This is a genomic window from Vibrio sp. HDW18, assembly GCF_011306175.1.
Lineage (GTDB): Bacteria > Pseudomonadota > Gammaproteobacteria > Enterobacterales > Vibrionaceae > Vibrio > Vibrio chanodichtyis.
This window is the reverse complement of record NZ_CP049913.1, coordinates 2292647-2318531: the sequence shown is the minus strand read 5'-3', so window position 1 is coordinate 2318531 and position 25885 is coordinate 2292647. Positions and strand designations below refer to the sequence as shown.

Sequence of the window (25885 nt, the reverse complement as noted above, 5' to 3'; positions counted from 1 at the left end):
GAATATATTAGCCACTTAGAATACACACAGCAGATACTGTATGATTCTCATCAAAAAGCACTACAAGAAATTAAAATACGAAATCACTTTATGGCTGTTATGAGTCATGAATTACGTACACCTATTGCCGCAATGCTTGGGCTAATGGAACTACTGAAAACACGCTTAAAAAATAGTGATAACCAGTTGCTATTAACTAACACTATCAGCTCTGCTGAGCGTTTGAAGTTACATGTTAGCGATATCTTAGATTTTTCTAAAATAGAGGCACAACAACTACAACTGAATATTTCACAGTATAACTTAGCCGATGAATTAGGGGCTCTATTACGCGGATTTGAAGCTAATGCTCAACTCAAAAAAATCAAATTTGAAGTAATTTGGTCACCAAATCCATTTCTGATAGCTAATCTAGATTCCTTACGCTTTAACCAAGTCCTGACCAATATACTTTCTAATGCGATCAAATTTACTGAACAAGGACAAATCATTGTCAGTATTGAAACAACTCATGATTGTTTAATCATCAATGTGGAGGATACTGGTTGTGGTATGACCCAATCACAAATTGATTCAATATTTGTTCCATATGTACAAGCCGATAATACGATTACTTGCCGTTTTGGTGGAACAGGATTAGGTATGTCAATTGTCGCTAATCTCATTGAATTGATGCACGGTAATATAGAGGTTAAGAGCCAATTTGGTTGCGGTACTCAAGTTAAGGTGAGTTTGCCAATTTCGATTGAGGTATGTAGTGAGTTCAAAGATCGAGTGCTTGCTATAACGCCCCGCTCTCCTTATTTATTATGGGCTCAAGTATTAGGTATCAAAATTAAAGGGGAACAATATTGGGTAGAAAAAAATAGCCAAAATATTTACCCAGATCTATTATTCAATCAGTTAAGAAAGTTGAATAGCTTACATGTTAATAATCCACAAACTCAAACACAGTTACATTTGTTGCAAGGACATATATTAGTCGCTGATGATGATCCTATTAACCGCCTACTACTAAAAAAGCAATTAAGCCAACTTGGTATCAGATCAACATTAGTCTGCGATGGTAAACAAGCTTTCGATAAACTTGCCAAAAATCCAGAGCTATTTGATATGTTGATCACAGATTGTTATATGCCAAATCTCGACGGTTTTGCATTAGCTCGTAAAGTTAAGAAAGAATTACCAACCTTTGATGGTGCCATCATTTGCAGTACAGCAGAAGATTCAAGATTTATTACAAGACAAGCACAACAGGCAGGAATGAATAAGGTACTCTATAAACCTTATAGTTTAGAGACTTTGCGTAAAACCTTGATTCATTATCTTACAGTACAGGCTGTAACCGAACCGACAAGTACTTGGCTAGAAGATTACGAGCCAAATGAACGCGAGGAGATGGCATCTGTAGTAGCCGATTCTCTAATGCAAGACATTATTTTATTGAATCAGCCAGAATGCGATATCAAAGCTCTCGCACATCGAATTAAGGGAACTGCTGGTGCTTTACAATTAACAGAACTTGCTGAATTAGCCCAGATCGTTGAAAATCAAAATTCACCACACCAGTTGATATTGGATAAAAATAATTTGATCAATACCATGCATAAAGTCATCGGACAGGCAAAACAATGGCTTAACAATAATTTAATAGATTAATGAATGGTTAGTTTTAAGTTAGGAATGATTATAATATGAAAATAATTAACCCATCTCTTTCTGAACTCCGCGTATTAATTATCGATGATGCTCAAATAGTAATTTCAAATTTAAGAATAATGTTACTTAAGTTTGGTTTTATTGATGACAAAATACTAACAGCAAAAAATCCAAGGATGGCTTTATTTTTAGCTCAAAAACATAAATTTGATATTATTTTATGTGACTATAATTTTGGCAAGGGACTAAATGGAAAGCAATTGTTTGAGGAGTTCAAACATTATAATTTATTAAAGAATGATTCTGTTTTTATAATCATAACAGGTGATTCTTCATCTTTTGTTGTTCATTCCATTCTAGAACTTAGGCCAGATGAATATATATTAAAACCTTTCAATATATTAACATTACAAGAAAGACTCATTAGCGCAATATTAAGAAAGCATACACTAAAATTATTATACGAAGCTGAAAGCGAAGGTAATTATGAACTAGGTTTGGCACTGTGTGATGAACTTGAAGCATTTCATGTAGATTATTATTTTGACATACAGAAATTCAAAGGTGAATTTTTAACCAACTTACGCCGCTATGATCATGCACGTGAAGTTTATCTCGACACATTAGAATACAAAGATTTCGATTGGGCAAAAATTGGACTTGCTAATGCATTAAAACAAACAGGTAACCATATTGAAGCAATGGAAATAATCCAAGAATTACTGACTAATACACCAAACAATGTTAGAGCTCGAGTTGAAGCTGCAAGTATTAGTTTGAGTAATAATTCAATTCCAGAAGCAATCCAGCATTTAAAAATAGCCAGTGAAATTGTACCAGGGCATACAGAAAGAGAATGGGTTTTATCTAATTTATGCTTATCCGTAGGAGATCCTATTTCAGCACTTGAACGTTATCGTCTATATGTCGAGATAAATAAAGAAACACATCTGAACAATAATCAAATGCATCTTAATTTAATAAGATGTTTATTGTATTCATCAAGAAATTCTGAACAAGAACTGCGAGATGTATATCTACAAGAATCAAAATTAATTCTCAAAGATCTCTACGATAAAGGAAAACATCAAGAGTTACTACCACAATTAGAACTTGTTGCAGCTCATATTGCAATGGAAGAAAATAAATATTCAATGTCTATCGAAATATTAAATAAAATTTACCAAGAAAAACAATTTGATTTATTTGAGGATAGATATCATTTTACTTGGTTACTAAATATTATGTCATTTGATTCTGAATTTTCAAAATCAATTAGTTGGTGTAACGAATCACTACTAGTTGAAGGTGCTGGCATATTATTAGAAAGTAAGATTGCACTAGGAATATCGTTAAAGAAATCAAATGAAGATAAATTAAAATGGTTACAAGAGCGCTACAAAATGTTATCTAATAAAAACATAGGCCTTGATTCATTATTAGATATATACATTCAAATTTTAGATAGGTGTCCAACATTACGAACCATATGCATTAAAGTTGTCAATATATTATCTAGGCATTGGCCAAACAATCTTAATGAAACTGAAACTGAAAATTTATTAAACAGATGTAATAATACCATACGACAGCTATTCAGTGATCAGGAATTAAACCACATGATGTATTATGAGCTATATGAAAAGGCAATCACTTTTCGAGTTAGAAAACATTATGAATAATTATTTTCAAATCAATGTTTTTTATGCCAGACAATGTTTGATTAACCGATTGCACTCAGTACAGCGAAGAGCCAAACAAATGAGATGAGCTTTTTGATGACTCAACGATAGTCATAGTGCTCGCGGCAGGTGTAATACACGTTTTGTACATCAAGAAAAATGGCAATTTTTTCCATTCTTTCTTTCCGTTACTACTGTTTCGTTGCGACTAAGTGAGGATTGATTTTATTAGTATGTGAGACTCACTCCAAAATTAAATTTAATTTATCCATTAAAAACAACATTCTATACCGTTAAATTGCATTTACCCAAGGTTAAACCTATATTCCGGTGGCAGAAATCATACTGCACATTGAAAAAGGCAAACCAGTTGAAAAGCTGGGACGCAAAACCACCGGTCTAAGGGGCAAGAGTACCTATGATAGCGGGGATGCCATTGGTATCTGATCCGTCACTTCGTGTAACGGGTCAAGTTGACGCGTATGCCTTATTGAATTAATCAGATCAATAAGGAACCTCTATGTTTACACCTCGATTTACCCCGTTGGCGACACTCATCGCCAGCGCGTTATTGCCTGTTGCGGCCAACGCGCAAATCACCATGCAACAAGCCGCCGAACAAACGTTCAACACGATTAAACAGATGCAGCAACGCTCGCTGACTAATGATGGGGTGATTGTTGAAAATAACAAACGCTACCTTATTCATAATAATCAACGCTTCGAATTACACGATAATCACTACCCTAAATTCCCTTTCCCCTATGGCGAGAACGCGCGCGCGCCCTACTATGCGGCTTTTCCATTTCTCGATGATAAATGGGACATAGTGCTGAATGATAATAATGGCTTTTATTTTATTCATGATGAATTTGGCAGTATGAGTTCGGATGTGATCGGCTGTTTTATTGAATATTATCCGCACCCGAGTTTTACCGATGAGCGGATCATGCGCTTTGAAAATACCGAATGCCTCGGCGCCCCGAATATTCATGACCTTCAAACATCGGGCATTTTTGATGTGGGGGCCACCATCAGTTGGCAAGGCCACACACCTGGCACGACCTATCAGCTCAGCCTTAGCCAACTCAGCAGTAGTCAAGGTGGCACTACCCAAGCAGCGCAGCACTTCACAGCCAGCGCACCAGAATTTTACCTAGGTAACCTGCGCGCTGAAACGGAATATCAACTGGCGATCACGGCATGTAACACGACTGACTGTATGACACTGGAGCCGATTCGCTTCACCACCGAACCAAGCAAAGCCGGTTTTCATGATGGTCTGCGTACTCTCAATCACCTAGAGGGTGAAATTGAAGCGCACGTCTCTCTTATGCAAAGCCACAGTTTAACCGCCCCTTTTGGTAACGATGAATTAAATACCCCAGATGTAGTAATGCATCGTGAAGCTATGCTGCTTTTAAGCCCGACCCTTGAAGATATTAACCAATTATGGGTCGAAGTTTATCAAGAGGGTGAGCTGATTAGCCGTGAGAGCATGCTCTCGCCTGCGAACCAGCCAAGAACCGACCAATATGCGGTCGATGGTCGGCCTATGGTCATTTTTAGCCATGATGTGTGGAGCTTGAACCTACCGTGGCATTGGGTAAAACCCGGCTTATCACTGCGCTTTATCGATAACCATGGCCGAACCTCTGAGTTAGCCGAGCAAAATATTGTGTTTGGTGGTGCACCTGAATTGGTGTTCCAAAATATCGATATGGGTATGCTTACCCAGCCCCGGGATCGCAATACCATGGCCAATAACACCGCAGAGCATGCGGCCGATTATTTTCAAAAAATCCCGGTATCAAAACTGGTGATCGGTCAATATGCGCCGGCCTATTTTGCTAAAGTTACCATGCCGAATGGCAAAATTTACACTGAACGCAGCGACACCGATGGTGGCTGGCACAGTGGTGATATGCGTGGCTCCATTGGGAAGGCTTTAATCTCTATTGGGATTAATAATGCCAACGTCGGCATTACCACCTCAGCCGGTGATTCACAAACCTATAATCGCCGCTTTAATCACATCACCGCCCATACCAATGTCGGCGTGTATACCAACCCTGAAACCGGTGCCAGCAAAACCGTTGTGCATGGCGGCAGCGGCGGTGGCGGTATTTTAACCTTAGAAGAAACCACCGGTAATGAATGGTCGCATGAAGTGGGACATAACTTTGGTCTTGGCCATTACCCAAGCATGGCCTCAGTGCACGATATGGAAAGTGGCTGGGGCTGGGATGCGGTATTTAAACGCTTTATTGGTAATATCGATTGGCGTGGCGCACCACTCGAAATGAGCTACGGCGGGGAAACCTCACTGCCTTATTTAGATACGTTCCGCTTTTTACGTGACGCGCAAGCCGGTGGTGAATCGCGCAAAGTGGGTTTGGTCAGTCACTTTACTTTCGAACATCCAACCCAAGCCCGTCGAGTGCAAAACTGGCTCAATAATGGCTTTAATCAAGTACCTGACGCTGACGCTTATTACGTAAAATGGGATCAAGCACAGCAACGCTATGTCGAGGCAGAAAGCAGCGCCCCTGCCGCACTGCAAACTGGCATCCCCGTCACCACTTTAGTCGGCATTTACGATCCTCTTGGTGATCTGCCGAGCCAAATCTATCCAGTTCTTTATGGTAACTACGGCAACGTCTTCGATCTGGCCCCTGCCACCGACTATCAACCTGCCGAAAGCGGTCCTTACCTTGATGGCGGTTGGCATCCATACCGTGAATTAACCAGCCAACACTTATCGCTGTCAGGCTGGAAGACCATTGCGGATAATGGCAGTTATAAAACCTTGTGCCAATTTAGCTTTACCCCGACCAGTGGTGACCCTGTAAATCTAGTTGGCCATGTTGATCAATCGACCAATACTTGTCGCACCAGCGATGATATGCGCTGGAATCTTGCTGGTACATGGCAAAACATGGTCTCCGCCGAAGGAGATTACTCTATGCTCTACGCCTACGGCCGTGGCAAGATGGTCTACACCCCAACCCCAGACATCGGCGAAATGAATCTTTGTCTGCTGAAAGACATCAATAATCCAAGTCATAACGGTGCAGGCTTTGTGCAAGACAATAAATGTGTGCAAATTCCTGGTATCACTCACACCAATAATGCACAGTGGGCTTATGCCATCAAAGGCGACACTATTGAACAAGGACAATACATTCATATCAATGTCTGTCGCCTCGATGTGGTTAGCAAAAATGGCCAAACCATGGCATTTGATTTGACCGCACATCGTGAAAATAGCAGCCAAAGCAATAAGTTCCATATTAATTTACCGCAACAAGAACTGGCCAGTGTTGCCTTAAGCTGTGAAGATGCGCAAGGGGTCAAACTCCTCGATACGTTAATCCCCTCAGCTGACACAGGGTTAGAGGATTTACCACCTGCGGTCATTATAGGTCAGGAGCATGGCTATCAAGTGCTCACCAGTGATCTGGGACAAGGTTGGTTTGATCACAGTGAGGCGATGGATTACCAGCAGTTAACTAAGCGCGACCAAAACAATATTGCCACGATGAGCGTGAACAGCCAAAAACTGCCAGTGTGTCGGTTTGAGCTTGCGATTAATGGCACCCTTCACACGGTGCATGGTTTTGTTGAACAGTTGGTGACTAACGATTATCGCTGCAGCGGTGGGGATGATATTTCGGTGATCCAAGATGGCAGTGCGCAGCGACTAGAATCGCCACTCAATCAGTTCCAATGGTTATCACTCTGGAATCCAGAGCATACTGGTGAGCGAATTATGGCCAAACCAGACTCTGATCACCCCCTGTGCAGCATGACTCGCGCGCCTTTCTATGGTGCGGGTTTTGTCAATAGTGCCAATCAATGTGTCCAAGCGGCCGGCATTAAGTGGTCAAACGGCAACGACTGGATTTTCTCCAGCGGCTACGGCCAGTACAGCTTTAAGTAACGCCCTCTCCCTCCTTGCCGAGCGCTACATGGCAAGGAGGGAATTCCTCGCTTCGCTAAGCTTTTTGCCCACTCGGCTCTGTTTTGGCCAGCACCAGCATAACCATTGCGTTGGCCAAACCTGAGCAATCAGCGTAAGGTCAATTGGTGACAAAGATAAGAAGGCATACTCCGGCTCAGGAACTCTTCATCTGTGGTGGCGAGAAACTCTCAGAAATTGCTGATACCGATTAAAAACGGATGAAAAGATCTGAATCGCTTGATGACTATACCCAAACAACTTGGAGTTGCAGGTAGGCGGCAAGTGAGTGAGTCCCCATGAGCATAGACAAACTATGTGATTGGGGTGAACGAACGTAGCTAACACCGCTGCAGCTTCAAGTATGAAGGGTATATATTCTAAGACATAACAATTGACAGTTTTAAACCATTAACTAGGCTATCTGTAAATATTTATGCGTTTGTATCGACAGACGCCAGTTATTTTTAATACAAGCCTCAATACACATTTCAGTCGCTCTTTGCTTTTGGCTTATTGGTTGCAGGGCGATAATCACCTCTTTCTGCAGTTCGAAATTAGCCATCAGCTCATGTAAATTATCAATATCTTTTTGAGTGCCAACGGGATGTTTTATTTCGTTAGCACGATAGAGCGCTTGTGATCGCATCGCTAAACCACCGCGCATATCTAATTTGGGAGAGACAGTTACCCAAGTAGATTCACTACACTGCACATCAAAAGTGCCACTGGTTTCAATCTGTGTAGTAAAACCAGAGGCTGTAAACAATTGGGTTAACGGCGCCAAGTCATACATACAAGGCTCTCCCCCGGTGATCACAACATGTCTAGCACTAAATGATTGAACACAATAAGCTATAATTTCTTGCGGCGATAGCGAACACCAAGCATCACTCTCTTGTTTTTTATTAACTACACGATCCAAAGAGGTTTCTTTTTCTAGGTCGATGACCCAAGTCTGTTTGGTATCACACCAAGAACATTCTACTGGACAACCTTGTAGTCGAATAAATATCGCAGGCACTCCAGTAAAAAAGCCTTCTCCCTGTATCGTTTCAAATACTTCATTAATTTTAAGCAATTAAACACCCCTTGCTAAGCGGTCAAAAATTAAACCGAAAACTTTATCGCTGAGAATTAAAAATACTTATACCTATTTTTTAATTTTAAGTAGATTTATTTTAACATCACTACAGAGTACAAAAAGCCAAGCTGTGCAGAAAGCAACCACACTGCACAGCCTAAGCTTATTCGATTCTATAGTTAACTCTCGGTGTATATACACCCAGCGGTACAGGTTTCTTTAATTTCGACTTTAGATAATAAAGGCAAAATAGGTTTCATTTTGTGCCAGATCCATTGAGCCAATACTTCACTGGTTGGATTTTCAAGCCCAGCAATATCATTGAGATAGTGATGATCTAATTGCTCATAGGTCGGCTTGAATGCTTGCTTTACATCACCAAAATCGATGATCCAACCAGTTTTAGGATCAACCTCTCCAGACAGGTATAACCTAACCAAGAAGGAGTGACCATGTAACCTGCCACATTTGTGACCCTCTGGAACATTCGGCAACTTATGGGCCGCCTCAAACATAAATTCTTTGTAAATTTCGGTCTTCATCATTTTTCACTTATTGACGTTCCGACTTGATGCCGTACTAGAACTCAAACCAACGGCCGAGCATCATATAGCAAGTCAAACCATCGCAAAAGGCTAACTCAAGCATAGCGCTCTAGGTTGACCATAAAAGTGAGTGACTCAGGGAGTGATTTAGCGAACCAAATTAAAAACTTATTACAGATAAAAGCAACGTTCGTTCGCCCCGACGAACACCCTTGTCGATGCTTGTCGGGGCAGGCAGATCACAATATGATACCTACGGTTTTCTCGTCTTCTTGCGGAGCAGACTGCGACTCCATTGGTTTAGCGGCTTTAGTACTAACTGGCATATAATCTGACTGGCGAGCAATGCTTTGATTCTTCACCGAAGATGCCTTACCTTTTACAATCGATAGGTAAGCCATCTTTGGTAAAACCCTAGTTACTTTGACAGTTGCAACCTTAATTTCATCATGGCCAAGACTCTCTTTGGTCACAGGGTCAATAAACTTCTCACCAAGATTAAAAATATCAAGGTACTGACCTACTTTTACGGTAGATCCTCCCGAATTAAGAATCAGTGTTCCATTCTCACCCACTAACACGACTAGCGGATAAATATTATCCTTGAGTTGCGTGAAGATTTTCTTAGACGCGATATCAAGCAACACGCTCAAATTGTTGCGTTGTGACGTCGTAGGAATTGTTGTTGACCACTTAATCTGATTATTAACCACATCTAGGATTTTAAACTCGACAATGACTCGTGTGTCATAACTGGTTTTTACATCCTTAATCTGTTCACCAGTTAATTCAACCGTGCGAGATTTATCGACAACACTCTTATTAGTGCGAGCTTCAAGCACATTTCCGGTAACCACATATTGCAACGTTGGATCTGAAGTACTATGCAATACCTTAAACTTACGATCTTGTACCAAATACTCCTGAATTTTCTTGGAAATTGTTGAAGATTCAGGACCAGTAAATGGACCAAGCGCAATCGTACGACGATTAGAGTTCAAATCTTTGATTTGAGAACGCGGATCAACTTCAACCTGCACTTCCAATCTCACACTGCAGGAATTATTTGCACAACGCTCTGTTAATACCTTATATTTCACCTCGCCAGCGGAACGCATAGCCGTAGCATTTGCAGATTGCTGCATCAACTGATTGGTATTTCCATCATTTTTCGAGGTCAAACTCGATACGCGCTCACTGTCGATAGAAACACCAGAAATCTGCTCTACCGCTCGACGCAGTGCAACATCGATGGCTAGGTCCAATGTCTCACCTTCGCCTGTCGAAATCACCTTTTCATAACTTGCAGCATGTGCACTTACGCCACATATCCATAGACATGCAATGAGTAATTTATTTATCGTCTTCATTAGAAATCCGCCGAGTCAAACATATTTTCGGATTCTGCTGAGTTCATATTTCCAGCAGGGCCATCTAAACCCAAATCGGCTTCTATTTCGAGAGTTTCAGCATTTTTACCACTCGCCATGTTTACCGCATGTTGAATTGTTTTTGGATGCCAAACTAGCACACTACCTACCATTTCATGCCCAATGACAGGATGCTTTCTACGCCATTCATACTCGACACTGACACCGGTCATTCCCTGAACGCTGGACGTCATAGCTGCAGACTCAGAAACCTTTTGGATGAGATTATTTGTAATGCCAGAAGATTTACTGCGCACGCCTTCAGCCATCAGATCAAACTGCTCCATTTCGCTGACTTGATTTTCTTCAGAAGTCGCAGAACGGAAATTACCACTTAGGTTATAGGTTTGTGCCAAACTCGACCAAGCATTATTAGTCGCAAATATCTGGGCTGTTTGACGCTCAAGATTACGACGTTGTGCAGATTGAGCATAAGTCACACCAGATTGACCATATGACACTAATAATGGATAGCCTTGATGGTCATACATCACCTGCGTACCGACCTTTAAATATAAACTGTCGTTTTGGGCATAGAGCATTTCATATACGGAAGTGAATTTAGGGTTAGCTTTTGCCTTAATTGGAGCAATCTGGCCTTTCGAATCGACCATCGCCCGTACCTGCTCACGTTTCTCCGCAGACAATGCCATCACCACCCCTACCGTACCTTGGCCTGAATCACGAATTTCTTCGTAAACTTTAATGACCATCATACCGGCCAAGTCGCCGTAGGAAGTACGGATGGCTTCTTTAACCACAGACTCCTTGAATAAATCTCTTTTAATCGACGGTGGTACCGTTTCAAATTTTTTCGGGTCGATCTCCATCGCTTTAAGCTCAGAATCCAATTTTCCCTCTAAAACCGCGACCACTTTATCTAAAAAACTCGCCATTTTAGTTTCATTCAAAAAATCTTCTTTGGTTGGCGTCGGTAGCCCCGATAAACTCGTGCGACTGTAAAGCACGTTATTCTCAACATCAGTATTTAATGTTTGAAGGTATGACTTTTGTGCGGCTAATACGGCTTTATCCAAAGCGGCAGCACGGTATTCCGTCCAACGAGGATCATTGCGGTCTACCGCAATCTCCGCGGAGCCTGAATAAATAAACACACTGTGTTGTTTACCTGTTTTCGCTAAGCTGCTTTTTATTTGTCGAACATAATCAGCCATTTTCTGCTCAATCACATCTGCAGTATCGACCTCATCTTTGACCTGTACAACATCAATATCACTGGGCTGGCCTGCCGCCTCTGAAGTGACTTCTATCAACACTTTATTGCTTGGTGAGGATTGAGTCTCTTGTGCCAAAACTGGTAATACGAAGCAAGAAACAACGAGTGCCAACATCCATTTATTATTTTTCATTTTAATGCTCTCTTAAACTACGAAAGGGCGACCGAAGTCGCTCTAAATTTTTACCAGCTCACGGATGAACCATCGGCAATTTTACCGACGATTCTTTCGCCCTCGTAGTACGCTAATCCATTGTCGATATTGGTCATACTTAACTGGAAGTAATATTCAATTCGTGTCGCACCATTATCTAATGTCGCATTACGCTGCATAATTTTACCCGACAAACTGAAATCAGGTGCCATAACTTGGTTGTCACCTTTAACACTGGACTGTTTTACTATTTTAGAGTCTTTCAGCTGTCGCATTTTTGTGGTTGCATCATCTTCACCAAAAGCGGTTGTCACTAAAAACTTGCCTGATTGCAGCATTTTTACGCGAATGCCTTTTACTAGCTGATCAGTATCAATACGTTGCATCGTGTCATTTTCAATATTGCTGACGTAAATAATATAACGCCCACCCGCGTCCGCTTGCGGATGATTCATCAGCTTATTGGCAATAATTTCATCAGCCATTTCGGTAGCCGCTTTAGAAAAATCAGCATAACTTAATGCGGCAACAACATTTGTTGTTGAGTCTGCTGCATCAATATATGACGTTGTCGTTTTACAACCGTTCAACATGATCGCTGCCATTGCAGCAGCAAGAGCCATTTTTTTCATTATAAATCCTTAGATATTTACTACTTTAACTAACGGAGCCACATCATTCGATGCGGCTTTTACATAGATAATATGTTGAGTGGCATTTTTATCTAACTCCACTGGCAAGGTAAATGGGCCAGCCTTGATTTCTACCTGCTTATTTTTTGTTTCTAAACGTGCAGCCTGATACTCACTCGGTAGAGCGGAAAAGGTGCGAATATCAGCCCCAGTTGTGGCGAGCTGCAATAAACCAATTGCACTACCCAATAATTGATTATCATCGCTCACTTGTTTTTGAGCGATGGTTTTTATTGTCACGCGAGTTACTTCGCGAGCCAAAATATAGGGAAACTCAGTATCAAATTCCGCACCAATAATTTGGTCCATATTAGAGATGGTGTCAGTATTCATGCCATCAACAGTGATTGAGTTAAACGCTGTACCACGTTTTTTCAACTGAGGAAGAGCAATGCCTGAGTACGCAACGTTATCCGAAAATAAGAAAATAGGTAAATCGACACGGCGCTCTTGCTTAACCGTCGATTGACCATTTTCGAAGATCACCCAAACTTGATTATTCAATTTTGACTGACTCGCACCTTTCGACAAGCTGCGGGCTAATTCCATATCCGCTTTAGCAGTTTTCGAACCCGTCATTGAGTGCACACGTTTAAATGCATCTGCAGCTTTCGAATAATCTGATTTTGTTTTACCAGATATCATCAGGTTTAAGCCGTAAGAGTATGTCGTGAATGGGTTTACATAACCTTCATAAGGTTTCCACTTACCTTGCTCAAATCCCGCAGCTTTTAGCGCATTATTCGTTTCCTTAGAACCCATGGTTTTAGATACGGAAAGCGCAGAGTCTCCCGATTTTTCTTTAATTTCAGTTTCACGCTCTTTAATTAACGCCGCGAAATACTCCGCAGCTCGACGTTGACGCTCTTCCGCTCGATTAAGCTCGACACGAGCATTAGAAAAGTCGTTCCCAGAAATGAAATTCCATGCTTTGATGGTATTACCCATCACGCCATCATAATGAGTTTGCTCATAAGCCAGCATTGCATCATTACCAAGGATTGAACCCACCAACTCAACACCTTTTTTTGCCGTTCCTTCGGTGTCTTCTTTTTTCATGAAGGACTCCGAGGCATCAAGCAATTTAGTGGAGAGTTCATACTGACCAGCCGAATTCAGTGTTGCACCCGCTTGTAAAGTCCATAATAAATCATTCGTTTTACCGGTTTCTTTATCGTAACCTGCATGCTTAAGTGCTACTGCTGATGCGCCTAAGTAGTCCCGACCAGCAGCTTGGAATCAAAGGAATCAAAATCGTTTTTTTGCATTATCGAGGTACAACCCGATAGTAAAGCCACAGCCACTGCGCTACATAACACTTTAATTTTCATATTATTATTGACTCATTTATTGATAAGAAAACATCCTAAATCGCAAGGTTTATACTTTTTGAGAGAGCCATTAACAATGGAGAGTTGTCAGAAAACTGTCCAACTAAAGCAATTTAATGGAATTTCATTAAAAAATGTGATATTAGTCATTCATGGGGCGATAATAAATTCAACTGGTCATCACAACTTTTTTCAGTAACACACTGATTTGTATCTGTACAAAGAATTAAACCAACAAAATAGCTCATGGTGACACTCAACCTAGACCATCCAAAAATTGATCTTTGAACTATGGTTATTGAGATATGGTGAATAGGTAAAAAGAGCTGGGTAACCAAAGGAAAGATCGATGACCAAACAGCAAAAAATAGTGGGGTTTCTGGTGTGGGTGGTGCTTTGTTTTGGCGCATCAGCACTTGGCGCCGTGGCGTCTATACACGCAAAACCTTTTTATGCGCAGTTAATTCGGCCTGACTGGGCTCCTCCCGGCTGGATCTTTGGCCCTGTCTGGACGCTATTGTTTGCCATGATGGCAATTGCAATATGGCGAGTTTGGAGTTTGTTGCCTCCCAAACAATCACGTCTCGCCGTGGTGCTGTTTCTCTGTCAACTCGCTTTCAATGCACTGTGGAGCTGGCTATTTTTTGCTTGGCAAAGTGGTGGCTGGGCTTTGGTAGACATTCTCCTATTGTGGGGACTGATCTTTAGTTGTGTGGTGGTATTTTGGCGCACCAGCAAACTAGCGGCACTGTTACTGCTTCCTTATTTGTTGTGGGTCGGCTTTGCTGGCGTGCTCAATTACACGCTGTGGCAGATGAACCCGAATCTTTTAGCATTCGGGTGGTAACTATCTCTCATCAGGCAAGGCCGTTATGCCTCATTACACATCGATAACACGTTGCTTCTAAGGTTGGTTGAGTGTGAGGTGTGCTGGATCTGAGTAAAATGATATGGAGTGTCTATGGTTATGTCTCGAGGTTTATTCCACCACCTTGGCTGGCTACTCTTATGGGGCTGGCTGGGTGTTTTCTCCTCACCACTGTTGGCCAATAATTATGCCGATCTCTCTGGGCGTCGCATCGCTGCTATCAATGTAGAATTTGATAATGCTCAGCCCAATGAAACCTATCGTAGCGCGGTATTAAGAGCATTTGGTGCGTATCCCGGCTCTCAGTTCGAACCAGTACGCAGCGATATCATGCTCAATCAGGTCAAGCGGTTACAATTTGTCGAAAGTGCAGAATATCTGCCACAATTGGACGGCTATGGTCAGGTGATCCTCACTTTGACGATTCGCCTAACCAGCAAAGCCAAACCGTTAGATGAAGCTCCAATCGGTGTTTTTACCGAGCGTGGAGCGCAGGATTTCCCCACCTTATTTGCTGATGATCAGCAGATTCTGCAGGCCAAATTAGCCAACAAAAGTATGATCTATACCAACGATCGCGCTTTTTTCGGCCGACCAGAAATTCTGACTGCGGGCAATCCACTCGCCACCTCTCCTTCTGGAAGCAAAGCCGGCCCCGATACGTGGTTGGAAAGTAGTGTAGAAGCAGGATTGTATGGTTTAAGCCGTTTATCTCCACGCCTATCTGGTTTCGCAGGCGTCAGTGCTATTGCGTCTGGATCTTAGGGGCCAGAATTATTCACTGACGAAACTCGTTTTCATCTCGCGCTGGAAGATGCCTATTTCGGTTTGATTGGCAGTAACACCACCGAATCCAGCGGGATCCGCCAAGTGAGTTTGCTGGCTGGACGCAAAGCATTTCAAGTCGATAATGGCATGATCCTTAGACTCGGATCTGCCAACGGTGGCGAGCGTGCAGCACTACAATCCAATCCTCGTTACGCGGCAGATCAGCTCTTATTGGCACAATTTGTTTACGATGCCCATAAGCTAGAGATGTTTCGTTTCAATCCCGATGAACTAGAAGAATTGGACTCATCAACCGTGATCCACGGCATCAATTATGAAGGGCGTTTTTGGTCTGGTTTGCGCTGGGGTGGTATGTACATTGAAGTGCCAAAATCCAATTTTTCTTATTTCACTACCGAGTCAGTGCTACCCCGAGAAGGGCTGAGAGTCCTGGATGTACGCTTTGCCTATGAACCAACCACCAATCAATCGTCACCCTATCTGCAAGCAGAATTAGCACGCCAGACTCATCAAGATTTTGCCATGGATGCACGAGCTGGCTATTTAGAGCTGGGCTATCGCTTTTTTGATTGGCGCTGGCGTCCAACCTTAAGTTATCGGTTGTCCAAATTTAGCGGAGATGATCCCACCACTAAAACTTTTGAACGTTGGGACCCTCTGTTTGCTGGGGGCGGTGGTGATGAATGGGTACAGGGATTAAATCAGTATAAGGTGGTACAAACTTCGAATGTGGTCGCGCACCGGCTGATGGCACGGTTAAATATTTCACCACAAATCGAGTTAACACCACAATTTTGGGTATTCCAAGCCGATGAACGAAATAACCTAGGCGGTGCTCAAGCGTTGTCACAATTGGCCTCTAAAGATTTAGGGCAAGAAATTAATCTCACTGCACGCTATGTGGCCAATGCCAAACTTATTTTTGTTTTCTCAGCCGCCTATACCCGACCGGGCGAGGCAATTCGAGCCGCGCTCAATCAGGACTATGAGAATTGGGTCAGCGCTAGCGCGTTAATGATTGTGCGTTTTTAACTGTTATATCGGAGATAGATTATGCATACATTCAAAAAATTCCTGTTGACGAGTTGTTTATTAGCCAGCTTACAACCTGGAGTGGGATTGGCAGAAGCTTATAAAACGGTCGACATCAAACCACTCGATCCTGCTTACTTTACCCCTGCCCGTCATGAAGGTCGGACCTATTTCATCACTGGCGGTGCACGCGGAATCGGAGCGGCGGTGGCCATTCGTCTCGCCAGAGAGGGCGCTAGCCTAATGATCTTTGATGTGTTAGACAAAGAAGGCGCAGCAACCGTGGCACAAATCCGCCAAGAAGGGGGCAAAGCGGAGTTTTTTAAAGGGGATGTACGCAATAATCAAGATCTCAAACAAGCGATGGCGTTGACGATTGAAAAATTTGGCCAACTCAATGGTGCGGTTAACGCGGCTGGGATTATGGCGGCAATGGCACCAGATGCCGAGTTAGATTACCCCAAGCAGAAAGCGTTATTGCCGACACCTGTCGCTGATGCGGGTGATGAATATTTTGATACCTTAATGGCGGTGAATGCCGGTGGGGTATTTAAATCAATGCGTGCCGAATTACAACCGATCCTCGCCCAAGGTAAAGGTGGCGCGATTGTCAATATCTGCTCGATCGCCGGTTTAACTGGCTTGGCTGGGAATTCTGCTTATGTCGCGAGTAAACATGCTTGTAGCGGTTTAACTCGCAGCGCGGCGATTGACTATGCCCCTTACGGCATTCGAGTCAACTCGGTCAATATGGCAGCGACAGAAACCGCAATGACAGATATGGCCATGAAGTTCGTCAAAGCCGCTAATCAAGAAAATTCCGCTTCGACCGTACCGAATATGGGGCGCACCAAAACCTTGAGTTTGCTGGCTTATGCCGACAGTAAACAGCGCCAATCTACCGTATGGGAGCAGGCCGCAGTGATTTGCTTCCTCTTATCTGATGAGGCATCTAACCTTACTGGTGGATTATTTGCCACCGATGGCGGTTGGACCGCTTACTAGTCCTACGAGTTAGTTTGCAACCACGTCAATCATCGATTGATGTGGTTGCCACTTTGATCCTAACCAAAGATGCTGGCACGATGAATCAATCCACTGACTCAGCAAACGAGTCCGAACCATTGATAACATGTTGTTTTTTTTGGTTTACGGTATTTAACTTGCGATAACACGCTGTGCTAGCTTAAAAAACAAACCGAGTGATTAAAATAATCATATTTAAATAACCAAACCAAACGTTTGCTTAATAAATTATTTGAATTGTCACATTAATATGGCATAAATTTTAATCAGATAGCTCGCTCACGGCCATTTAAACAACCAGCCTCTAAGCCCATTCTCATCACGGCTACTGTTAGCCAATTGTTGTTTAACGTACGCATACATGTTATATTTGTTGTGATGCCACATTTAAGACTAAACAATGAGAATCATAAATAAGATTTTATTAAAAACTGCACATCATCGAAAGGGTTTCATCCATACATTAAGCAATAGTTTAAAATCTTACTTTACCGACCTTACTTCATTAGCACTATTATTATTACCTTTAACATTACTCAATGGATTAATATTGTTAACTGGTCATATTATAAATTTATCTGGTCATTCTTTAACTCAATCGCTATTTAATATATCACATATTATCATTAACTTATATCCAACCGCTTTTTGTTTGATTATAGGTTACTATCTATCGCTTAAAGTCAATGTTTCCAGTGCGGCATTTATTCTTCTTTCCTTTATCATGTTCTATTTTATTTCAATCGAAACTGGAAGTTTATCTAGCACCTACTTACTGCCTAATAGCCCCATGCTGGGATTATTAAGTGCCTTGCTGACTTTAATTTATTACTCGATTTTTCCGATTCGGTTACTGGTTCCACAAACCTTGGACTTCCCATCACAGCTATTGAAACATGTTTTACATGTTGGCCTATTTATGGTTTTAGCTTTAGCAATCTCTGTTTTAATTAATATGAGCGCATTTTCGCTCAAAGAACTGCCGCTAAATCCAATGACACTCTCCGGTGGATTGATCTACCAAACCATTCTCGGTTTATTAGGCTCAATTGGCATTAATGGTCATAATATGCTGTTTTCCATTAAACAAAATATTTTCTCTATCACTCAAGAAAACATTACCCATTGGCAAGCCGGTGAAGCGTCTCTGAATGTTATTAGCCAAGGATTCTATGATGCATTTCTTTCTATGGGTGGAGCTGGGAATAGTATCTGTTTATTAATTTGTATTTTTATTTTCGCCAAATCACGTCATCACTTTTTGCTTGCATTGGCAGCAGCACCACTAGTTACTTTTAATATTAATGAAGTATTACTCTTTGGATTACCAATTATTTTTAATCCATTATTGATTATTCCATTTGTTATCGTACCATTAGTGAGTTTTGTCATCGCCTACCTAGCGATTACCAGTGGCTTAGTCACACCCATTGAGCAAATTGTCAACTGGATGACTCCTCCCCTATTAAGCGGTTATATTGCAACCGGCAATCAATTTGATGGCGTGATTTTACAGCTATTGATTATTGTGGTTGGAGTATTTATTTATCGTCCTTTCTACTTGGCTTACTCTGGGCGTTATACCGCGCAAGCCAATAATAATGAAAAATTGATCGAACTCGTCACTTCAACATTTAAAATGCAACTGAGCACAGCTCAAGATTCGACAAGTACACAACAAAACTTATCGACGGCACAAAATCGCGTCGTGACATTATTAAATGAAGGCGAGATTGTTATGTATTATCAACCATTACAACCTTGTCGAACAGATACCGCTTTATCGTATGAAGCTTTATTGCGTTATATCGATAAACAAGGCCGGTTGCACCCCCCTCATTTTATTGATGATTTCCAATTAATTGGTGCGATGCCCTATCTCGATAAAATCGTGATCGATAAAGTTTTAACGGATATGCAGCAGATCTCTTTATCACCAACCGATCGGATTGCGATTAATATCTCCGTAGCTTCTATCGAGCAGAAAAATTTTGCCCCTTATTTACTTGAGCGTTTAGATTATTATGCGATTGCACCCCATCACATCATGATTGAAATCACTGAAGAAGCCATTTTGAGTAATACCAGCTTACTGAATAGTACTATGGAAACACTGCAAGCACAGGGTATCCATTTTGCCATGGATGATTTTGGTGCAGGTTATGCTTCTTTCCCACATTTATTCAAATTTCCATTTAATAAAATCAAATTAGACCGCTCTCTGCTATTGAATAGCACCGATCAAAAAGGCAAAGAGTTGTACGGTTTAATCGCCAAGCTCGGCCACATTGCCAACTGCCAAGTCGTCGCGGAAGGTGTCGAGACCCTTGAAGAGTTTAATTTTGTGCAAGCGTGTAATGTGGACTGGGTTCAAGGTTATTGGATTGGTAGACCAGAGCCGCTCGCTAATCTCATCGCCAGCCAGGCTCAATAAGCCGCTTATTTCACGTTTGAGATCCGCGATAAAACCAGCAATATCCAAACAACTTGAAATGGCAAGTAAGCGGTAAGTGGATATGATGGCAAGTGACCTCGGCGAAGGCTTTGGCATCATTGGTGTTACCACTGATCGCTTGCATATAAATCGGACGGCCAGGTAATATGCATCAATATCTTGGGCGAGCAATTTCGACACGGACTTGGTCTTAAAAAGTCAGAGAACATGTGAAGTGTTCTGCCGTAAAAGCCGAGCCCATTAAGGAGCATGGCCAATACAGCATCACCATGAGAAACATGGTGTTCGGAATACTTGGGAATGACCGCATCTATCATCCGTGGTAAGCCGATTTCATGGCAAAAAGCGGCAATGATTCCAAGGTGATCCAAACGTTTAATAATAGGTTGAGTCGACATATTTTGAGACCGTCAAATAACAGTAATAGATCAAAACTGTCGATCGTGGTCAAGATAGTCTTGTCTTTTTCACTAACAAATAATCACCGAATCAAACTATTTAAATTACCAAACTATGTGCAGGATGATGCTTGTATTATATACATCACGCTAAGAAACATAATTAACTAGTAACTCTATTAAAAATCATTGAATGGAAAATCTTCGAGTTCTTGTATGATTTTTTTGCCAGCTCATGATTTGAGCTCGATAGTGATGATGCTGTTCGAGTATCATTGACTAATTTCTGCATATTATCTTTAATAATATGCGATCCTTCTAATTGATGATGAATTTTCTCAATTACATGCTCAACTGTTAGCTGACTTTGGTTTACCATTAAAATAAGCTTTTCAGTACTAAGCACCGTATCATCTGCAATTTCAGAACTAAGATTAATTACATTAGAAACATTTCTTTGTTCATCAATAAGTAAAGAGGATATATTCATAATATTTTGCATCTCCTTACTAATGTTTTCAGCCGAGAATAACAATGTTTATGGCTGATTACTTAAGCTCACAACAGGAAAATCGATCGATGTTTGTGCTATATGATTACTATAGTTAGTGAATATATTTGCTGTAATTTGAGCAAGTACTTCAAAAACTAATTCATCCTCCAAACCATTCTCACGTGCAAAATTAAATTGTTCATCACTTAAAACACCTTGTTGATCAATAACCTGTATTGCAAATTGAATAATGGTTTGATCAAGTGATTCGTCCGCCTTACCTTCACGAGCAAGCAAGATCTGATCTTTATTTAATCCCAAATTTTCCGCAAGTAATGTGTGAGCAGATAGACAGTATTGGCAATGGTTAGCTTGTCCTACCGCCAATGCAATCAATTCTCGCTGTTTAGCCGTCAAACGCCCCTCTGACAAGGTTTGATTAAAAGCTAGATAAGCATTCAGTACTTTCGATGAATGAGCGATGGTTGCATAAAGGTTTGGAACCATTCCCAATTTTTGACGAATCGCAGTTAATGTTATTGCAGTTTCATTTTGTGGATGAGAGATAGGAAGAATACGACTCATGATAAAATCCTCAGTTAGTCACCAATTGGACTTAGGTATCATTGCACTCTTTTCAATACAAATTATAACTCAAAGTCCAAATAAACTTACAAATCGTCTCAATTTATTGCCTAGAGATTTACTCATACGTAACGGTCCATTGAACGCATAGAAAATACTAACATTTAGCAATTATGCTCAAGCTATACCCAAGCAACTTGGAGTTGTAGGTAGGCGGCAAGTGAGTGAGTCCCCATGAGCATAGACAAACTATGTGATTGGGGTGAATGAACGTAGCCAACACCGCTGCAGCTTCAAGTAGGAAGGGTAAACATCTTTAGTTTTTAAGATGCCTTTAATCTTATTTCAGATGGTGATCCAATAAAAATAAAACTGTATTAAAAAGATCACCTTATCGTCATAAAACACTTCTAAATTCTGGTGCAGCGAATAAATCACACATTATTTAAAAGGTTATTTATGAAATCAATAAAACTTCCATTAGTGGCTTTGTCTATACTGGCAAGCGCTATCGCTCAAGCACAAGAAGCGCCAAAATATGTGTTCTATCTGATTGGCGATGGTATGGCGGCAACGCAAAGACAGGTCACCGAATATTATCTACAACAAAAAACCGGTGATAAAAACTTTCGCTTAACCATGAATAACATGCCAGTTGCCGGTATTAACACCACCCACTCGTTAGATTCACTGGTCACTGATTCAGCGGCTTCTGGTACCGCATTAGCCACGGGGGTCAAAACCGATAATGGCATTATTGGCATGACCAAAGAGAGCAAGAAAACCGTTTCTATTTTGGAATCAGCACGAGATAAGGGCATGGCGACCGGCCTTATCACCACCACGCGCTTAACTCATGCCACACCATCTGCATTTATTGCAAAAAACATGAGCCGAAATAATGAAAACGAGATCGCAGATGATTATCTAGCATCAAATATCGATTATCTCGCTGGTGGTGGTTATCGCCACTTTGTGGCTAATGCCGAAACAAGAAGAACCGATAATAAAGACCTACGCGCTAATTTTGAGCAAAAAGGCTACCAAACTTTCGTCGGTGTCGATACCACCGTCTCTTTTCGAGGCTACACACCGAGCAAAGGTGATAAAGTCTTTGCTACCTTCACCCCTTCACACTTGCCATACGAAATCGATCGTATGAAAGCCAATGACACCCCATCATTAAAAGAGATCACCGATAAAGGTATCGAGCTACTGTCTAAAAACGATAAAGGCTTCTTCCTAATGGTAGAAGGCGGTCGTATTGACCACGCAGCTCACGCCAATGATATTGCCAGCGTGATTTACGACACGTTAGCGTTTGATCAAGCGATTCAATCTGCGGTCGATTTTTATCATAAGCATCCAAAGGAGACCTTAATCGTGGTTACTGGTGACCATGAAACCGGTGGTATGGGTCTAGGTTTTGGTACTAACTATTTCATGAACCTAGATAAAATCATCACAACCAGTGATTCAATCGAAGACAAACTACAAAAAGTTTACCGAGGTGATCGTAAGGCATTCTTTAATCACATCGCAAACGTCTACCAGCTGACTGATTTAACTGCCGAGGAAAACGCACTGATCAACCAAGCAATGAACGCTTTTGATAAAGATGCAGCCTCAGCACAGAAAAATGCGGGTGGCTATGACCCAGTTGCGATTGCGGTTGCTCACATCACATCAAAACGTGCTGGTATTTACTGGACATCTTTTGCTCATACAGCAACCCAACTTCCTCTTACCGCTATGGGTAAGGGCGCAGAGCAATTCGGTGGATTTAAAGATAACACCGAAGTTGCAAACGCATTTGCAGATGTTATGGGCCTTAAAATTGGCGTCGTTCAATAAGTAAAATCCATTTTATTAGTACAAGCATAAGAGGGGCTGGCCCCTCTTTTTCATTAAGGAATTATCCATGCGTGGAGCAATACTCACCCTAGCCGTAATGATCAGCGCTATTGGATTCGGGTTACTCGATCGACCTGACCGACAAGATTCAATGGAAGCCAAAGGTACAGTTATCTCTGTTGATAACAGTCGAATGACCGTGATAGGTTCAAACCGCATTGGCGAACAGCGTGTGATAATCACAACCTCTGGTGTTGAACAACCAATTGAAGCAACTAACCACCTTTCTGGTTCACTAGAATATGACGAATATTATCAGCCGGGTGATAAAGTTCTTTTTGTTTATCAAAGCAATTCTCAGGGTAAACCGATTCTCGCGAGAACACTTGCTCATTACCGTTTAGATGTATTGACGGGTTTGCTTACCGTGTTTGCTTTAGGACTCATTATCTATGCCCGACGCGTTGGTGTTCGAGCATTGATCTCATTTGCAGGCTCACTCGCTATCATCTGGTACTGGCTAATACCGGCGCTATTGAGCGGTACAAACCCATTAATAGCAACAACCTCAACCGTCTGCCTATTAAGCGGTTTAATTATTTTTTCTGTGGCCGGTTTTACGGTTAAAGGCATCTCCGCATTTCTCGGCACCTTAACTGGATTAGCCATCACCACACTGTTATGTATTGTGGTATCCCGTTGGCTGAAACTGGATGGAATGACCCAACCATTGGCGCAAGTGGTACTATTTGAAACAGGTATGCATTTGAATATGCTAAATATCTATTTCGCCGCTGTGATTATTGGTGCCAGTGGCGCAGCGATGGACGTAGCAATGGAAATGGCCGCCACTCTCGAAGAATTGAAAGCAAACACACCTAATCTGCATCGAAATGAATTGGTTCAGTCCGGATTTAAAGTCGGTAGCGCAGTGATCGGAACCATGACCACCACCTTATTACTGGCCTATTCCGGCGGTTTTCTTACTATGCTGATGCTATTTATGAGCCGTGATGCCAGCCTATTGCAAATATTAAACATGAAACTTGTCGCGGCGGAAATTTCGAGAACGCTGGTCGGCAGTATTTCTATGTTATTGGTGGCGCCACTGACCGCTTGGATCGCCGCTTACCTACTCTGTCGGACCAGCAAAAAAAGTTTACTTTGCGTGGAACAATAAAACGCTTCAATAATGCAACAATTTAGATCATATTAAGCAACGAGCCGTGCGCTCAACATACCGCGCAGAAATGCACCATGTCGAGTGCTCTATCCGTGATTTACCATCATTCTATGACACAAAAGGCGGCAAGTTATGTCCGATCTGATCAGAAAACTCAAATGGCGATACGCGACCAAAAAAATGGACCCCAACCAAACCGTAGCACCTGAAAAGGTTGAGCGCATTTTGGAAGCGATCCGCCTCACGGCAACTTCCAGTGGCCTGCAGCCGTATGAAGTGATCGTGGTCACCAATCCCGAGCTGCGTGCGCAAATCGTGCCCCATGCTTGGGATCAGGCGCAGATCACCGATGCATCCCATCTCTTGGTGTTTGCCGCTTGGGACAATTACACCGCTGAGCGCATCAATATGATGTTCGACTTAGTCAATGAAGTGCGTGGATTTCGCAATGAAGGCTGGGAGAATTATCGCCAGCAAGTATTGGCGAGTTACGTACCACGTGACCCTGAGATCAATTACCAACATGCCGCGCGCCAAGCTTATATTGGGCTAGGCACGGCGCTTATCGCTGCAGCGGAAGAAGGCGTAGACAGCACCCCTATGGAAGGATTCGATCCGATTAAAGTTGATGAAATCCTCCAACTGCGTCAACGTGGTTTACGCTCGGTCGTTTTACTGCCTCTTGGCTATCGCGCCGATGAAGGTGACTGGCTGGTCAATTTAGCCAAAGTACGTCGCTCACGCGATAACTTCATTATTGAAATTCCCTGATCTTAGAACCTCTAGTTCCCAAGCCTTGTGCTTAAATCGCCAAGGCTTGGGGTACAGTATGGGTTATACCCGTGTTATGACTTAGCCGTGTTATGACTTAGCCACCTTGCCACTGCCCAAAGTGCTGCGCAGGGTTTTAACCAGCAAATTAACACCGATCATCACCAGTACACTGGCAACTAAGGAACCTAGGCCAAACTCGCTGATTGACCCCATCGCCTCAGCCCCTTGTACTAAACCATGACAGGCACTAAATGCCGCAATACTGATGATCGAAAACCATTTGATCGCACCGGTTTTTCGGTACGCATACAAGGCGAACGGTAATGCCACTAAAGAGCCCGCGACCAAAAATTCAACTTGCTCGGCATTGGACCACTCAACGCCAATCAAAAAACCGCAGATTAATGCCGCTGAAAAACAACCAATAATTTGCGCCGATTTTTTATAGCCATAACCGGCGGCAAACAAGCCGATCAGCAACAAAGCGGCTAAATGATCCCATCCGGTCAGCGGGTGCCAAAACCCTGCCGAAAAACTGGCCTGCATGGAATGATCGACGTGCGCCAAGCTCGGAGTACTGATCACTAATGTGCTCACCGCTAGCACGATGTTGCGAAAAGAGTATTGCATATAAATTTCCTTATTTGATTAAT

19 protein-coding genes, 3 pseudogenes and 1 riboswitch are annotated in these 25885 nt (G+C 42.1%); of the genes and pseudogenes, 11 read left to right on the top strand and 11 right to left on the bottom strand.

Going from position 1 to position 25885, the window contains the following annotated elements; genetic code table 11:
- Positions 1 to 6: 6 nt before the first annotated feature.
- Positions 7 to 1659, top strand: a pseudogene (locus G7083_RS11065) (ATP-binding protein); the annotation flags it as partial.
- Positions 1660 to 1700: 41 nt separating this feature from the next.
- A complete protein-coding gene (locus tag G7083_RS11060) occupies positions 1701 to 3341 on the top strand; it encodes a response regulator (protein ID WP_166015050.1) in 1641 nt (546 codons plus the stop codon).
- Positions 3342 to 3448: 107 nt separating this feature from the next.
- On the opposite strand, the pseudogene G7083_RS11055 reads toward G7083_RS11060, so the two are convergent.
- Positions 3449 to 3517 (bottom strand): annotated as a pseudogene (locus G7083_RS11055) (nuclease); the annotation flags it as partial.
- 174 nt (positions 3518 to 3691) lie between these two features.
- A riboswitch (cyclic di-GMP riboswitch) is annotated at positions 3692 to 3779 on the top strand.
- An 82-nt stretch (positions 3780 to 3861) separates the two neighbouring features.
- Here G7083_RS11055 and G7083_RS11050 point away from each other — a divergent pair.
- A complete protein-coding gene (locus G7083_RS11050) occupies positions 3862 to 7284 on the top strand; it encodes a M66 family metalloprotease (RefSeq protein ID WP_166014820.1) in 3423 nt (1140 codons plus the stop codon).
- A gap of 433 nt (positions 7285 to 7717) precedes the next feature.
- On the opposite strand, the gene queE is transcribed toward G7083_RS11050, so the two are convergent.
- The 6 genes from queE to G7083_RS11020 form a co-directional block, all read right to left on the bottom strand.
- Positions 7718 to 8383, bottom strand: a complete 666-nt coding sequence (queE, locus tag G7083_RS11045) for a 7-carboxy-7-deazaguanine synthase QueE (protein WP_166014819.1) — start codon at positions 8381 to 8383, stop codon at positions 7718 to 7720.
- Between the two features lie 182 nt (positions 8384 to 8565).
- Positions 8566 to 8928 (bottom strand): 6-carboxytetrahydropterin synthase QueD, encoded by a 363-nt coding sequence (gene queD, locus G7083_RS11040; RefSeq protein ID WP_166015049.1) that lies wholly within the window; start codon positions 8926 to 8928, stop codon positions 8566 to 8568.
- Positions 8929 to 9170: 242 nt separating this feature from the next.
- Positions 9171 to 10301, bottom strand: a complete 1131-nt coding sequence (locus tag G7083_RS11035) for a hypothetical protein (RefSeq protein WP_166014818.1) — start codon at positions 10299 to 10301, stop codon at positions 9171 to 9173.
- Positions 10301 to 11731: a DUF6844 domain-containing protein gene (locus tag G7083_RS11030; RefSeq protein ID WP_166014817.1), complete on the bottom strand. Its 1431-nt coding sequence runs from the start codon at positions 11729 to 11731 to the stop codon at positions 10301 to 10303. Before G7083_RS11030 ends, G7083_RS11035 begins: the two co-directional genes overlap by 1 nt.
- A 50-nt stretch (positions 11732 to 11781) precedes the next feature.
- Positions 11782 to 12384, bottom strand: coding sequence for a penicillin-binding protein activator LpoB (gene lpoB, locus G7083_RS11025; RefSeq protein WP_166014816.1), 603 nt, complete (start codon positions 12382 to 12384; stop codon positions 11782 to 11784).
- 9 nt (positions 12385 to 12393) lie between these two features.
- Positions 12394 to 13503 (bottom strand): hypothetical protein, encoded by a 1110-nt coding sequence (locus G7083_RS11020; RefSeq protein WP_240911910.1) that lies wholly within the window; start codon positions 13501 to 13503, stop codon positions 12394 to 12396.
- 621 nt (positions 13504 to 14124) lie between these two features.
- Between G7083_RS11020 and G7083_RS11015 the strand changes: the two genes are divergently transcribed.
- The 5 genes from G7083_RS11015 to G7083_RS10995 all read left to right on the top strand — a co-directional run bounded on the left by G7083_RS11015 (position 14125) and on the right by G7083_RS10995 (position 19924).
- Complete coding sequence (locus G7083_RS11015; RefSeq protein ID WP_166014815.1) at positions 14125 to 14622, top strand: TspO/MBR family protein; 498 nt, start codon at positions 14125 to 14127, stop codon at positions 14620 to 14622.
- Positions 14623 to 14736: 114 nt separating this feature from the next.
- Positions 14737 to 15408 carry a hypothetical protein gene (locus G7083_RS11010; RefSeq protein ID WP_166014814.1) on the top strand — a complete coding sequence of 224 codons (672 nt, stop codon included), beginning with the start codon at positions 14737 to 14739 and terminating at the stop codon, positions 15406 to 15408.
- A 63-nt stretch (positions 15409 to 15471) separates the two neighbouring features.
- Entirely contained in the window at positions 15472 to 16464 is a 993-nt protein-coding gene (locus tag G7083_RS11005) for an alginate export family protein (RefSeq protein WP_166014813.1), read from the top strand.
- Positions 16465 to 16485: 21 nt separating this feature from the next.
- Positions 16486 to 17469: an SDR family oxidoreductase gene (locus G7083_RS11000; protein ID WP_166014812.1), complete on the top strand. Its 984-nt coding sequence runs from the start codon at positions 16486 to 16488 to the stop codon at positions 17467 to 17469.
- Between the two features lie 421 nt (positions 17470 to 17890).
- Positions 17891 to 19924, top strand: coding sequence for an EAL domain-containing protein (locus G7083_RS10995; RefSeq protein ID WP_166014811.1), 2034 nt, complete (start codon positions 17891 to 17893; stop codon positions 19922 to 19924).
- A 159-nt stretch (positions 19925 to 20083) separates the two neighbouring features.
- Here the strand turns inward: G7083_RS10995 and G7083_RS10990 are convergent.
- The 3 genes and pseudogenes from G7083_RS10990 to G7083_RS10980 all read right to left on the bottom strand — a co-directional run.
- Positions 20084 to 20343 (bottom strand): annotated as a pseudogene (locus tag G7083_RS10990) (DUF4277 domain-containing protein); the annotation flags it as partial.
- Positions 20344 to 20506: 163 nt separating this feature from the next.
- The gene (locus G7083_RS10985) at positions 20507 to 20833 is read right to left on the bottom strand and encodes a hypothetical protein (protein WP_166014810.1); all 327 of its coding nucleotides are present in this window, start codon (positions 20831 to 20833) and stop codon (positions 20507 to 20509) included.
- 48 nt (positions 20834 to 20881) lie between these two features.
- Positions 20882 to 21421, bottom strand: coding sequence for a carboxymuconolactone decarboxylase family protein (locus tag G7083_RS10980; RefSeq protein ID WP_166014809.1), 540 nt, complete (start codon positions 21419 to 21421; stop codon positions 20882 to 20884).
- Positions 21422 to 21880: 459 nt separating this feature from the next.
- Here G7083_RS10980 and G7083_RS10975 point away from each other — a divergent pair, with 459 nt between their 5' ends.
- The 3 genes from G7083_RS10975 to G7083_RS10965 all read left to right on the top strand — a co-directional run bounded on the left by G7083_RS10975 (position 21881) and on the right by G7083_RS10965 (position 25229).
- Positions 21881 to 23275, top strand: coding sequence for an alkaline phosphatase (locus G7083_RS10975; RefSeq protein ID WP_166014808.1), 1395 nt, complete (start codon positions 21881 to 21883; stop codon positions 23273 to 23275).
- Positions 23276 to 23342: 67 nt separating this feature from the next.
- Positions 23343 to 24455, top strand: a complete 1113-nt coding sequence (locus G7083_RS10970) for a YibE/F family protein (RefSeq protein WP_166014807.1) — start codon at positions 23343 to 23345, stop codon at positions 24453 to 24455.
- 135 nt (positions 24456 to 24590) lie between these two features.
- Positions 24591 to 25229 carry an NAD(P)H-dependent oxidoreductase gene (locus G7083_RS10965; protein ID WP_166014806.1) on the top strand — a complete coding sequence of 213 codons (639 nt, stop codon included), beginning with the start codon at positions 24591 to 24593 and terminating at the stop codon, positions 25227 to 25229.
- A gap of 90 nt (positions 25230 to 25319) precedes the next feature.
- Here the strand turns inward: G7083_RS10965 and G7083_RS10960 are convergent, their stop codons facing one another.
- Positions 25320 to 25862 carry a HupE/UreJ family protein gene (locus G7083_RS10960; RefSeq protein ID WP_166014805.1) on the bottom strand — a complete coding sequence of 181 codons (543 nt, stop codon included), beginning with the start codon at positions 25860 to 25862 and terminating at the stop codon, positions 25320 to 25322.
- Positions 25863 to 25885: the final 23 nt, after the last annotated feature.